This window comes from Oribacterium sp. (assembly GCF_057249185.1).
Genome location: NZ_DBHIGR010000050.1, coordinates 285 through 13,030, shown reverse-complemented (window position 1 = coordinate 13,030; position 12,746 = coordinate 285). Strand labels below are relative to the sequence as shown.

Annotated in this window: 11 protein-coding genes, 1 tRNA gene and 1 pseudogene; 7 read left to right on the top strand and 6 right to left on the bottom strand. The window is 44.2% G+C overall.

The annotated features are described in order from the left end of the window. A pseudogene (locus ACO4PX_RS04420) lies at window positions 1-364 on the top strand (alpha-glycosidase); the annotation flags it as partial. 286 nt (window positions 365-650) lie between these two features. On the opposite strand, the gene ACO4PX_RS04415 reads toward ACO4PX_RS04420, so the two are convergent. From ACO4PX_RS04415 to murI, 6 genes are all read right to left on the bottom strand, one after another. Continuing rightward, window positions 651-884: an HPr family phosphocarrier protein gene (locus ACO4PX_RS04415; RefSeq protein ID WP_183681446.1), complete on the bottom strand. Its 234-nt coding sequence runs from the start codon at window positions 882-884 to the stop codon at window positions 651-653. 246 nt (window positions 885-1,130) lie between these two features. Then, window positions 1,131-2,708 carry a D-alanyl-D-alanine carboxypeptidase family protein gene (locus tag ACO4PX_RS04410; protein ID WP_315370276.1) on the bottom strand — a complete coding sequence of 526 codons (1,578 nt, stop codon included), beginning with the start codon at window positions 2,706-2,708 and terminating at the stop codon, window positions 1,131-1,133. 7 nt (window positions 2,709-2,715) lie between these two features. Continuing rightward, a complete protein-coding gene (locus ACO4PX_RS04405; RefSeq protein WP_485571669.1) occupies window positions 2,716-4,860 on the bottom strand; it encodes a sensor histidine kinase in 2,145 nt (714 codons plus the stop codon). Between the two features lie 2 nt (window positions 4,861-4,862). Beyond that, window positions 4,863-5,576 carry a response regulator transcription factor gene (locus ACO4PX_RS04400; protein WP_007156657.1) on the bottom strand — a complete coding sequence of 238 codons (714 nt, stop codon included), beginning with the start codon at window positions 5,574-5,576 and terminating at the stop codon, window positions 4,863-4,865. Between the two features lie 130 nt (window positions 5,577-5,706). Then, window positions 5,707-5,779 (bottom strand) — tRNA-Lys (locus tag ACO4PX_RS04395). Window positions 5,780-5,915: 136 nt separating this feature from the next. Beyond that, window positions 5,916-6,722: a glutamate racemase gene (gene murI / locus ACO4PX_RS04390; protein ID WP_485571667.1), complete on the bottom strand. Its 807-nt coding sequence runs from the start codon at window positions 6,720-6,722 to the stop codon at window positions 5,916-5,918. A 237-nt stretch (window positions 6,723-6,959) separates the two neighbouring features. Here murI and hprK point away from each other — a divergent pair, with 237 nt between their 5' ends. The 6 genes from hprK to dnaE form a co-directional block, all read left to right on the top strand. Further along, entirely contained in the window at window positions 6,960-7,907 is a 948-nt protein-coding gene (gene hprK / locus ACO4PX_RS04385; protein ID WP_040648658.1) for an HPr(Ser) kinase/phosphatase, read from the top strand. Between the two features lie 15 nt (window positions 7,908-7,922). Continuing rightward, window positions 7,923-8,804 carry a UDP-N-acetylmuramate dehydrogenase gene (gene murB / locus ACO4PX_RS04380; RefSeq protein ID WP_485571665.1) on the top strand — a complete coding sequence of 294 codons (882 nt, stop codon included), beginning with the start codon at window positions 7,923-7,925 and terminating at the stop codon, window positions 8,802-8,804. A gap of 11 nt (window positions 8,805-8,815) precedes the next feature. Beyond that, window positions 8,816-9,652, top strand: coding sequence for an RNase adapter RapZ (rapZ, locus tag ACO4PX_RS04375; protein WP_304069960.1), 837 nt, complete (start codon window positions 8,816-8,818; stop codon window positions 9,650-9,652). Between the two features lie 86 nt (window positions 9,653-9,738). Further along, window positions 9,739-10,440, top strand: a complete 702-nt coding sequence (whiA, locus tag ACO4PX_RS04370; RefSeq protein WP_314667309.1) for a DNA-binding protein WhiA — start codon at window positions 9,739-9,741, stop codon at window positions 10,438-10,440. Between the two features lie 161 nt (window positions 10,441-10,601). Next, window positions 10,602-10,862 carry an HPr family phosphocarrier protein gene (locus ACO4PX_RS04365; protein ID WP_485571663.1) on the top strand — a complete coding sequence of 87 codons (261 nt, stop codon included), beginning with the start codon at window positions 10,602-10,604 and terminating at the stop codon, window positions 10,860-10,862. A 170-nt stretch (window positions 10,863-11,032) separates the two neighbouring features. Then, window positions 11,033-12,746, top strand: a 1,714-nt coding sequence (dnaE, locus tag ACO4PX_RS04360; RefSeq protein ID WP_485571661.1) for a DNA polymerase III subunit alpha, incomplete at its 3' end; no start/stop codon positions are given.

Sequence of the window (12,746 nt, the reverse complement as noted above, 5' to 3'; positions counted from 1 at the left end):
TTGGGGAAAGGAAGATTTGGAGCTTTTAGAATATCATCGGTATTTGATTTCCCACAGAAAGGCTTCACCTGCCTTGAAAAACGGAAATCTTATGCTCCTGAAAAGTGGAAAAAACTGGGTATCCTATCTTCGATGCAGTGAAAATCAAATCGCTCTGATTATTATATACTGCGGAGATGAGGACTGTACTTTGGATATCCCCCTGTGGAGGGCATCCATTACGGATAAGATGGAGATTCGAAGAGTACTGAAAACCGATGGAAGAGGCTATAATGCCGGACAAACCAAGCGCTATACGGAGAATGGTATCCTTTCCAGTAGGTTAAGAGCAAAGACAGGAAAGATTTACCTTATAGACTTTTAAACTTTACAAGGATTAGAAAACGAGATATCGCACGCGTAGTGTGCGATACTCGTTAAGAATAAAAAAAGAGCTACAGAAGAGATTTCGTTCTTTACTGTATACCGGCTCTACCTTAGGGGCACGCTCCCGCTAAGCTCGCCCCTGCAGGGGATACTAAACGAAAAACTTCATAATATTCGTTTTTCGTAAGTACCCGCGGGCTCAGATTGCCCCTGTCGGTAGACCGGCTATACAGTTACAGAACTGAATTACAATCTTTTCTGTAGCTCTTTTTGTTTTATTAATCTTATTCGGATACTACAAAAGTCGAGAGCTTATCCTCTACGAACTTTACGCGCTCTTCCGGTACGGAAAGCTTATGAACCTTTCCTACCCCAAGATATAGAATTCCTAAAATAGATTTTGCGTCTACGCAACGATTTCCGTCGCATAAATCCATATCAAAATTGAATTCTCCTGTAAGCTCTACAAATTCGTTTACACTGTCCGCATTGGGAATCATAATGTGTAATGTTTCCATTCTTATCCTCCTTGATTAACTGCTCCTATATTCCGTCTTTTTTTCTTTGTGATTAAAATCATATAGTATTACGACAAACTACTGAAAAAAATAATAGTAATGCATTATGGATTTTATCACGCGGTATTATGGAGAACAAGAAAGATATTCTAAAAATTCTACGATATTTCCTAAAAAAACTATTTTTTTTCCATAGCTTTTCTCAAGATGAATCCTTCGAGATTCAAAAAAGTCCTTCCCGTTCAACTATTTTTTCTGCCTCTTTCGCTTTTCAAACATCAGGTCACGTTTCGCCTTTTGTTCTCGGCTAAGATCCTTTGTGTGCTTTAACATTCTTTTTCTTCTTCTGGCTCTGTAGAATTCTTCCCTTCTTTGGAAAAAATAGAGAAAGAGAAGAGAAAGAAGCACCAGAGTGAATATAGCAAAAAGAATCTGAAGCACCCGTAGGATAGGCTTTTGCAGGATGATTTTTCCTGCCTTCTTATCGAAGACAATGGGTGCGTGGTTTATTTTTTCCATGGCTGTGGATTCTTCCGCCTTGCTTTCATTTTCCTGATTTTCCATGGCTACGGAGATCTGCTTGGGAATATTCTCCGTCTTCTTTAAAGAAGTATTGGGAAGATCCTTGTTGTCTTCCTCTCTTTTAGAATCCTCCAGGTACACATAAGCTGTGCCTACCGTTCTTCCATCGTACTGATAGAGAATTTTGGCTATCTTGCCGCTGGCTTTTTCCTCCTCGCTAATATCGTAGGAAAGGGTAGAGGCAATATCCGTTATGGGAATATTTTTGGGAAGGCAAATCTGCTCATCTCTTCCTACGGTAAAATGCAAAGCCTCCACCAAGGGAAGTCCATCCACCGTCCAAGGGTTTTCCAACTGGGCAAAGCGCCTATCATTGCTTTCCGCAGGATAAGAGTTGAAATTGGCAAAGCCGAAATCGAAGAGCTTTTTGCTGTCCCGATACTGGGAATTATGACCGTTTAAGATAACACAAATTAGGGTAGTATCCCCTCTTTTGCAGGCTGTCACCAAGGTATTTCCGGCAAGAAGGGTATATCCGGTCTTTCCGGCAAATACACCGCTGTAATACTCCTTATTGCTTTTCTTCATCATCTTATGATGAGCATAGATGGTGTTTTCCGGGGCATTGGGGTCCGGATACTTAATCAAGGGACCATGAGTGTATACCTGAGTGGCATCAATCTGACAAAATGTCGGATTGCTTATGGCGTACTGCATGATTTTTGCCATATCCAGGGCACTGGTGTAGTGTTCCGGATTGTTCAGTCCGGAAGGATTGGTAAAATGAGAATTTGTACAGCCGATTTCCGCAGCCTTTTGGTTCATCAGTTCCGCAAACTTTTCGTTGGAGCCGGCCACATGCTCTGCCAGTGCATTGGCGCAGTCGTTGGCGGAATGGAGCAGAAGGGAGTAAAGACAGTCTCGAACACTTAACTTATCTCCCGGAGATGCGGCAATGACGGTGGAATTGTTTTCCAGATTTCCTCTGGTGGCTTCCTGGGAAAAGGTGACCTTTTCCTCCAGATTTTCCACATGTTCTAACACGACGATGGCCGTTAAGACCTTGGTAATGGAGGCGGGAAAGTAGTGGGTGTTCTCATTTTTAGCATAGAGAATCGTGGAGGACTTGGCATCCATCAGCAAAGCACCATCCGCCTCAACTTGGTCTACACAAGTGGGCCAGGTATCCGCCAAAACTTGTTTCGAAAATACAAAAGAAAAAAGCATGGAAAAAAGCAGAACAAAATATAGGCTGTTTCTACTGTAACGACTCAGTTTATTTTTCAGAGATTGCTTTATCATTTTCAATTTACAATTCCTCTTTTACTAAAGGGAAGGAAAGGGAAACCTTATACAAATCCCCGTCAATTTCAATCTTCATTTTACCGTTCATCAGCTTGGTCAGACTTTTCGCAATGGACAAGCCAAGACCTGAGCCCTCTGTGCTTCGGCTTACGTCTCCACGTACAAAACGTTCCGTTAACTCTTCCGGGGAAACGTTTAAGGGGGCTTCTGAAATATTTTTCATGGTAAAGGTGGCCTCTTCTTCTCCCTTTTGCAAATCCACATAGACCCGACTTCCCTGCAAAGCATATTTACAACAGTTATTAAGAAGATTTTCCAATACCCGGAAAAGCTGTCGACCATCCGCCAGAATCAGAATATCCTCCTGAGGGAGGGTAGTGAGCACCTGTAAGGAGCGGGCAGCCAACTTGTCTTCGAACTCGCCCAGACTTTGCTGCAAAATCTCCGTGTAGTGAATCGGGATAAGCTCTAAAGAGATATTTCCGGAACTGGCTTTGCTGGCTTCCACCAAATCCTCCGTCAGATTCTTTAAACGTGCGGACTTTTGCTCCAAAACGGCGATATATTCCTGAACTCTGGGACTTTCAATATTTTCCCGCTTTAAAAGATCCACATAGCTGATAATGCTGGTAAGAGGGGTCTTTAAATCATGGGAAACATTGGTAATCAAGTCGGTTTTTAAACGCTCCGCCTTTACCTGCTCCGTTACCGCTGCTTTCAATCCTCTACTGATGGAGTAGGAGTAGTAGTCGATGGAAATTAAAAGAAAAAGCAGTAGTAAGCTAAAGCCCAGATGTAAGAGGCTTTTATGATGGAAAAAGCAGTAAAGATTATAGCCGAAGAACCCAATGCCCAGGAAATTCGGAAGGACGAAGAGCAGTACACTGTATAATCTGGAACGGGTAAAGCCGCTGGCGGAAAGTGTACTCTCCAGAAGACTCCAAATTCGTCTGCTATAGGAAGAGGAAATTAGAATTCCCTTCCGCATCTGCCGCACCAGGGAAAGAAGCAGAGGCAGAAAAACAGTGTAGCGAAGGGCGAAAAGTCCCATCCTATGGAAGAAGAGGGGTTCCGGTAATTTTCCCAGCACCAGAATCAAGCTGTCGAAAAAGTATCGATTAAAGACCTCTGCAAAAAAGAACCAAAAGACAGCTATGGCTAAAATGCCTTCCAGGGGCACCCGGTCAATGGCATAAAGAATCATTTGCCGATTTTCTCCCCGACCGGTATGTAACAATAAGGAAGCAAAGCTCAGCACAAAGGCCAGTAAACTTCCGAAGAAAAGCACCACGCCCAGAATACTCAGGTTTCTTCGAATGCTATATTCCTCCATCATGATTTTATATTGGTCATGAACAGGGAAGGAGGTATCCACTCCTGCTGCAAAGACATAGGAACCGTCCTTGTAGGGGTCTCTGGCCTCCAGAAGAGGAACCAGATTGGAGGGAATCGTTTTTAAATTGCTTTTGATTTCCAAAGAAGAGGAGTCTGTAAAAACATATTTTCCCAGCTTTTGAATTTTTTCCGCAGTGCCGTCATTTTCATTATTATAATAGGTGGAATTATTCCCGTTGCTATAGGCCACATAAAAATGGAAATTGGAGCCCTGATCAAAATAGCGGGAGCGAATCGCATAGTACTTTGCCAAATAGCTCAGCGCTTCCTTTGACAACCTTCCCAGACTCATAAAACCGTCAGCGGGGCTGGCAGGCTGGTAATCCGGAAGATAGGCACGGTAAATGACTTTAATCTGGTGCTCTTTTTCGTCCTGTTCCTTGGTGACGGTGGCAGGACCGTCCTCCATGATTTCATTTTTCTCATTTAAATAGTAGCCCATGGAACGGGCATACTTAATCAAATAGTCCAGACTGTAGGAACGGGTAGCGCCGTTACTTTCACTCTGGGCTATGGTATGGTTTAAATCCAGGGTTCCTCTGGTTTCAAAAAGATCCCGCAGATCAATATAATCAAAGATATCGTTGATGCTTTCCGAAACCGCACTGTCGAAGCTGGAGGAAGAAAGGTAGTTCTTCTCCTGCAAAAAGGCAATGGTATCACTTCCCTTAGGGGCAAAATGCAGCAGCACCAGACTGATGGAAAAGAGAAATAAAATGAAAAAATGGAGCAAAAAAGGGAGAAGACGTTTCATGCTTAGTCCTCGCTCTTTCCCTGCTTTTCGATTTTATAACCTACACCCCAAACCACCTTCAGATACTTAGGCTTTCTGGAATTGATTTCGATTTTTTCCCGAATATGACGGATATGCACCGCTACGGTGTTGTCCGCTCCGATGGCTTCCTCATTCCAGATAGAGGTATAAATTTCGTCAATGGAAAAGACTTTCCCTGCATTTCGAACCAGAAGAAGGAGAATATTGTACTCAATAGGTGTAAGCTTTACCAGTTCGCCGTCTACGGATACCTCTTTGGTGTCATCATTAATCACCAGACCGCCGCAGCTGTAAATGGCTTCTCCCTTAGACTGTTCATTCATATTGCCAAGCTGGGTATAGCGGCGAAGCTGGGACTTCACTCTGGCCACCATTTCCAAGGGGTTAAAGGGCTTGGTGATATAATCATCCGCACCGATATTTAAACCGAGAATCTTATCGGTGTCCTCGCCCTTGGCACTTAGGATAATGATGGGGATAGAGCTTTTCTCCCGAATCTTCAAGGTGGTACGGATACCGTCCAGACCGGGCATCATCACGTCCAGGATGATAAGATCCACATTTTCCTTTTCCAAAATCTTTAAAACATCATATCCGTCAAAAGCCTTAATCACCTGATATCCTTCTCCGGTAAGATAGATGGAAATGGCTTCTACAATCTGTTTATCATCATCGCAAACTAAAATCTTTTGCATAAGAATCTCCTTTACTCAAAAGTTATTTCCTACAGAGTATAGCAAAGCTTTTAAGAAAGAGAAAGAACAAGCAAAAGTCTTTAGAAAAAAATAAAAAAAAGAATGTTGCTCTTCCAACATTCTTCAGAACTGCGCCCTCAGGGACTCGAACCCTGGACAAATAGATTAAGAGTCTACTGCTCTACCAGCTGAGCTAAGGGCGCTTGTTTCCGCCGTTTTCGCGGCACCCGTACAATATACAAAACTTCCGAAAACTTGTCAAGAACTTTTCTAAAAAATTTTTTTTTAAGAAAAAGAAAGGCAAAAGAAGGGCAATAGCAAGGCAAAAGAAAGGCTGTACTACCGGCTTTTTGGAAGGCAATTCTTCCGGTAAAAGGCCTCCATCAAAGAGCTGTCTTCATTACTGCTAAAAAGCTCTACCTGACCCTTTTGCACTTCCTCCTTCAAAAGACCCCTCTCCTCCAAACGGTGCCGGGTTTCCTTGGCTGTGCCCTCCGCCCCATCAAAGAAGTGTACAGGATAGGGCAGGGCATTTTGAATCTGTTCCTTTACAAAGGGGAAATGGGTGCAACCTAAGACAATAGAAGAAACGGCTTCATTCCGATAGGGGAGTAAAAGCTGAGAAAGATAGTCTTCCATTTCCGGACTGTCTCCCTTTCCTGCCTCCAGGAGACGGACGATGCCGGGAGAGGGAAGGAGAAGAAATTGGGAAGGATCTCCAAAACGGGAAATCAGCTGGTGGAGACGCTCTCCCTTAAGGGTATGCTCTGTAGCCATAATCAGAATCTTTTTTTTCGTCTTACCCGGTTCGGCTTCATCCTGTAATGCTTCAACTGCAGGCTTTACCGCAGGCTCCATACCGATAATGATGTCCTCCGGAAACAGCTCCCGAAGATAGGGGGCAGCTGCGGAGGTGGCGGTATTACAGGCGATAACAGTAGCTTTTACTCCTTTTTCCTGTAGAAAGCGATAGGCGGAGAGAGAAAGAGAACGCACTTCTTCCTCCGATTTTTCTCCATAGGGGGCATGCTTTTGGTCTCCGTAGAAAATAAAGTTTTCTCCGGGGAGCTCCTGCTTAAGCTTTTTCAAGACACTAAGCCCGCCAAGACCGGAATCAAAAATACCGATTGCCTTGTCCTTCTCCATTTTCGCCCTTCGTCTCCTTTCCCCGGTATATTCTTTATCTTTTTATCGTTTTTATCTTCTGATGAACTATTGCTTCTAAAATAATGGCGTATAAACGCCCGGAACATTTTATTTATTAAGACTGTTTTTGAAGTGTAGCATAGCTTCTTTGGGATTGCAATTTTAGCCTGAAAAACCTATACTGCAAAAGATAGAAAAACAGCGGGACAGTGCATCCCCCTAAAGCAGGAGGTTTTCATGAAAAGTGCGGAAAAGGTGAGTGTATCGGAGTTAATTAAAAAAGAGAATTTAAAGAATCTCACTCCGGAAATAGATACGGATCAGATTTACATGACGATTCCGGATGTAAACCGTCCTGCTTTACAGCTTGCCGGTTTTTTTGCCCAGTTTGATTCCGAGCGCGTGCAGATTATCGGAAATGTGGAAACGGCGTATTTGATGCGGATGGAAAGACCGGAGAGAAGGGCAAGATATAATGAGATTACCAAGTATCCTATCCCCTGTATTATTTATGCCAGAGACATTGAACCGGATTCCTGTATGATTTCCGCCTGCCAGGAGGCCGGAATTCCTCTCTTATCCAGCCCGAGACCTACTACGGAGCTGGAGGGAGAAATTATCCGTTGGTTAAAGGTGAAGATGGCGCCAATGATTACCGTCCACGGCGTATTGGTGGATGTGTACGGAGAGGGTGTCCTCATCATGGGGGACAGCGGAATCGGTAAGTCCGAGGCCGCCCTGGAGCTGATTAAGAGAGGACACCGTCTGGTCAGCGATGATGTGGTGGAATTAAGAAAGGTTTCCGATGAATCTCTAGTAGGAACGGCACCGGATATTACCAAGCACTTTATTGAGCTTCGTGGAATCGGCATTATCGACGTAAAGCAGATGTTCGGTGTGGAATCGGTAAAGGATACCCAGACGCTGAATATGGTCATTAATTTGGCGGAGTGGTCCAAGGAAAAGGACTATGATCGTCTTGGATTAAAGGATAACTATATAGAATTTTTAGGCAACAATATTATCAGCTATGATATCCCCATTCGTCCGGGAAGAAATGTAGCTATCATTGTAGAGTGTGCCGCCATTAATAACAGAGCCAAGAAGATGGGATACAATGCGGCACAGGTGCTGTATGAGCGAGTGACTGCCAACATGAAAAAACAGGAAGCGGAAGATTTTTAGAGGAAAGAGAGCAGGATGGAGCATAGAACGGAACAGAGCTTAAAGGACTATACCAGCTTTAAGGTTGGCGGAAAGGCAAAGGACTTTTATATTCCCTTTACCGTAGAAGAAGTACAGGAGCTGGTACAGGAATTATACAAGGAGGGCCGCCCCTATCTGATTTTGGGGAACGGCTCCAATCTCCTGGTTTCCGACGAAGGCGTGGAAGAAGCCGTTATTTTATTAAAGGATAATTTATCTTCTTGCAGTATAAAAGTGCAGGAGGAGGATGGCCGGGGGCTTTTGGAAGCAGAGGCCGGATGCACCTTAAAGAAAATGGCGGAGGTTGCCATGGAAGCAGGATACACTGGCTTTGAACCCCTTTCCGGCATTCCCGGAACCCTTGGAGGAGCGGTGAAAATGAATGCCGGAGCCTATGGAGGAGAAATCAAGGATTTCTTTTATCAGGGACTCCTCTTAAATGAGAAGGGAGAGCTTCAAAAGAAAGAGCTTTCCGAAATGGAGTTTTCCTATAGACATTCCTGCCTTTCGGAAAATGATATTTGTTTAAAAGCAAGCTTTCTTTTGGAAAAAGGGAATCCTGCGGAAATCCGGGAAAAAATGCAGGATTTTCAAAGACGAAGAGAGGAAAAACAGCCTTTGGATATGCCTTCAGCAGGCTCCACCTTTAAAAGGCCGGAGGGAGACTATGCTTCCCGCCTTATTGAAGTCAGCGGCTTAAGGGGCTTTCAAATGGGAAGAGCGGCGGTGTCCGAAAAGCATTGCGGCTTTGTAGTGAACCTGGGGGATGCCGATGCCAAAGAGATTTACCGACTGATCAGGGAAGTAATTCGAATCGTGGAAGAAAAGCAGGGAGTGCGTTTAGAAACAGAGGTAAAGTTGTGGGGGAAATTTTAATTGTAACCGGTATGAGCGGGGCGGGAAAAACTGTTTGTCTGAAGCATTTGGAGGACTTCGGTTTTAACTGCATCGATAACCTGCCCATCGGGCTTATGAATTCATTTTTGGAACTTTTACTTTCCAGCAGGGAAAATGAACAGAGGACAGCTTTAGGAATCGACAGCAGAAACGGAAAAGAGCTTTCGGAACTGGAAAAGATTATTGAAAACTGGCGGGAAGAAAAGAAGGTGCCCTTTCGTATTCTTTTCCTGGATGCCGGGGATGAAGTACTGATTCAGCGATATAAGGAAAGCAGACGAAGCCATCCTTTGGCAAAGGAAGGCCGCATTCAGGACGGAATTGCAAGGGAAAGAGAAAAGATGGCCTTTCTTCGGAAAAAGGCGGATTTGATTATCGATACCTCCAGACTTTTAACGAAAAATCTTCGGCAGCAGTTAAAGGAGATTGTGCAGGAGGAGAAAAAGTATCAAAATCTTCAGCTGTCCATTCTTTCTTTCGGCTTTAAATATGGGATGCCGGAGGACTTGGACTTACTTTTTGATCTTCGATTTCTGCCAAACCCATATTACGATCCCAATTTACGGAATCATACCGGGGAGGAAAAGGAAGTCCAGGATTTTGTGTTTCAGGATGGAAATGCCCAAATCTTTTTAGATAAGCTGGTGGATTTGTTTCAATTCCTCCTTCCTCTTTATGTAGCGGAAGGGAAAAATCAGCTGGTATTGGGACTGGCCTGCACCGGAGGAAAGCACCGTTCCGTCACTATGGCGGAAAAATTGTATCAATCCCTAAAGGAACATGCGGATTATGGGATTCGACTGGAACATAGGGATATAAAGAAATGATATAAGTCCTAAAAAATATAAAAATCTCATAAAAAATAGAAAAAATAACGAAAAACAGCGTAGAAAATTACCAAGAGACAAAAGTGATGGCAGAAGAAAAACAAGCGAAAAAAGCTTCTTTTTCCCGGAAAGTGAAGGAGGAGCTTAGGAGAATAGACTTTACAGCATTGGAAAAAACCTTTAAAATTAGGGCAGATGATGAGAAGGGAAGAAGGGAAAAACTGCGACAGATTTTTCTTTCCAACGCTTCTTTGACTAATCCCCAAAAAGAATATCATTTGGAATTTGTTTTTTCCGAAGAAGAGGAGGGCAGAGAAGTAGAAGAAATTCTACGGCATTATTCTCTACATCCAAAGCAAGGAAAAAGAGGCAAAAACCGGATGGTATACCTAAAGGATGCTTCGGAAATCGCAGATGTTTTAAAGCTCTTAGGGGCAGTGGATGCCTTGATGGAATTGGAGAATGCCCGCATTTTAAAGGAGGTCAGCGAAAATGTTAACCGGCGCGTGAACTTTGAAGCCGCCAACATTAATCGCACCGTGAAAGCCAGTTTAAAGCAGCAGGAAGAAATTCAATACATCGAGGAAGTCTTAGGACTGGATCAACTGGAGAAGGCCCTGCAAGAGGTGGCAAAGCGTCGTTTGCAATATCCGGATGCTTCTTTGGAGGAGCTTGCACAGGGATTAGAGCCCCCTATAGGAAAGAGCGGGGTGAATCATCGCCTGCGTAAATTGGCCAGAATTGCAAAAGAACTTCGGGAGGAACAATCCGCTACGCATAAGAAATAGGATTTAAAAAATAAAATATGCAAAAGAGGAGCTTTCCTCGCAAAGGTACATTGGTTAGGCCTGCATTTTCAAGACAATTTAGACAGACAGCTTTGGAACTGAGGATGGAGTGAGGACACTCTGCGTTTAGGGAGCTCAAATGCACCAGGGAGGCACAGACCATGAAAGACAGTAATGTAACCGTTAACTTATCAAACAAAACAGATGATCATCCGGTGGCGATGCTCGTACAAATTGCCAGTCGTTTTCAATCCAGCATCTATATGTCTGAGGGAAGCAGAAGGGTAAATGCAAAATCCATTATGGGGATGATGGCACTCGGCATTAATAACGGCGCAGAGCTATATGTATCTGCAGAGGGAGAAGATGAAGAGGATGCGATTTCAGCAATCAGCGGATATCTTCTTGGAGAAGCGATTTAAACAGAGGAGCTCGGAAACGGGCTCCTTTTTATATACAGAAAGACTAGGCAATCCGGAAAATACCCTGTACAGTATAGATGGAAATGGACAGCGCTTATGGATAAGTGATTACAGTAGCACAGTACTTAGAGAAAGTACTTATAGCAAGTGTATATATAGAAGGACAGAACATGGCATTTACACACTTACATGTACATAGCAGTTATAGTTTGTTGGACGGTTCCGGTAAGATTCCGGAAATGGTAGCCAGGGTGAAGGAGCTGGGAATGGACTCCATTGCCCTTACAGACCATGGGGTAATGTACGGTGTGATAGACTTTTATAAAGAGGCAAAGAAACAGGGAATTCACCCGATTCTTGGCTCGGAAATTTATTTAAGTCGTTCCATGGAGGAACGCTTTATCCAAAAGGGGGAGGCCAGATATTATCATTTGGTGCTTCTTGCGGAAAATGATATAGGATACCATAACCTGATGAAGCTGGTGTCCTTAGGCTTCACGGAAGGCTATTACTATAAGCCCAGAGTAGACTACGCGGTTTTGGAAAAATACCATGAGGGAATCATTGCCCTGTCCGCCTGTCTTGCAGGAGAGGTGTCCAGAAATCTTCGGCTTTCCCAATATGAGGAGGCAAAGCAGGCGGCACTTCGCTATGAAGGCATTTTCGGAAAGGGAAATTTCTTTCTGGAAATGCAGGATCACGGCTATGCGGAGCAGAAGCTGGTGAATCAGGGCATGCTTCGTTTGCATGAAGAAACCGGGATTCCCCTGGTGGTAACCAATGATATTCACTACACCTATAAGGAGGATGCCAAGGCCCATGACATCCTGCTTTGTTTGCAGACCGGAAAAAAACTGATGGACGAGGATAGAATGCGCTATCCCGGGGGGCAGTTCTATATCAAAAGTGAAGAGGAGATGGAAGAGTTATTTCCTTATGCCAAGGAAGCTCTGGAAAATACCGCAAAAATTGCCAAGCGTTGTCAGGTGAATATTACTTTCGGGGAATATCATTTGCCGAAATATCCTGTGCCGGAGGGCTATACCGCCTACAGCTATTTGGAGGAGCTTTGTCTTAAGGGGCTGGAGAAACGCTACGGTGAGAGCCGGCAGGAAAATAAGGATAGGCTCTACTATGAGTTAAATACCATTTCCGATATGGGCTTTGTGGACTATTTTTTGGTGGTTTGGGACTATATTCATTTTGCAAAAACCCACGGCATAGCGGTGGGGCCGGGAAGAGGCTCCGCGGCAGGCTCCATTGTGGCCTATGCTATAGGGATTACGGATGTTGACCCCATGGAGCATCAGTTGCTTTTCGAGCGATTCTTAAATCCGGAACGTGTAACCATGCCGGATATCGATGTGGACTTTGAATACGAAAGACGGCAGGAAGTCATTGACTATGTGGGAAAGAAGTACGGAAAAGAGCAGGTCAGCCAGATTATCACCTTCGGAACCCTGGCGGCAAGAGGGGTCATCCGAGATGTGGGAAGAGTATTGGACATTCCCTATGCCAAATGTGACCAGCTGGCAAAGCTGGTGCCAAACGAATTAAATATGACCTTGGAAAAGGCGCTGAGTGTCAGTAAGGAATTAAAAAACCTTTATGACACGGAAGAGGAAACCAAGCAAATGATTGATATGTGTCTTCGTTTGGAGGGGCTTCCCCGACATAGCTCCATGCATGCAGCAGGAGTGGTGATTGCCGGAAGTCCGGTTTCCGACTATGTGCCTCTGTCCAGAGGTTCCGACGGTTCCATTACCACCCAGTTTACCATGACCACCATAGAGGAGCTGGGCTTATTAAAGATGGACTTTTTAGGGCTTAGAACCCTGACGGTAATTCAGGATGCCCTTCGATTTATAGAGGAAAATCATGGGG

Excerpts from the sequence above, each read along its gene's own strand:
- hprK (WP_040648658.1), top strand. The coding sequence starts at position 6,960 with ATGAAAAGTGCGGAAAAGGTGAGTGTATCGGAGTTAATTAAAAAAGAG.
- ACO4PX_RS04365 (WP_485571663.1), top strand. The coding sequence starts at position 10,602 with ATGAAAGACAGTAATGTAACCGTTAACTTATCAAACAAAACAGATGAT.
- whiA (WP_314667309.1), top strand. The coding sequence starts at position 9,739 with ATGGCAGAAGAAAAACAAGCGAAAAAAGCTTCTTTTTCCCGGAAAGTG.
- ACO4PX_RS04405 (WP_485571669.1), bottom strand. The coding sequence starts at position 4,860 with ATGAAACGTCTTCTCCCTTTTTTGCTCCATTTTTTCATTTTATTTCTC.
- murI (WP_485571667.1), bottom strand. The coding sequence starts at position 6,722 with ATGGAGAAGGACAAGGCAATCGGTATTTTTGATTCCGGTCTTGGCGGG.
- ACO4PX_RS04410 (WP_315370276.1), bottom strand. The coding sequence starts at position 2,708 with ATGATAAAGCAATCTCTGAAAAATAAACTGAGTCGTTACAGTAGAAAC.
- murB (WP_485571665.1), top strand. The coding sequence starts at position 7,923 with ATGGAGCATAGAACGGAACAGAGCTTAAAGGACTATACCAGCTTTAAG.
- rapZ (WP_304069960.1), top strand. The coding sequence starts at position 8,816 with ATGAGCGGGGCGGGAAAAACTGTTTGTCTGAAGCATTTGGAGGACTTC.
- ACO4PX_RS04400 (WP_007156657.1), bottom strand. The coding sequence starts at position 5,576 with ATGCAAAAGATTTTAGTTTGCGATGATGATAAACAGATTGTAGAAGCC.
- ACO4PX_RS04415 (WP_183681446.1), bottom strand. The coding sequence starts at position 884 with ATGGAAACATTACACATTATGATTCCCAATGCGGACAGTGTAAACGAA.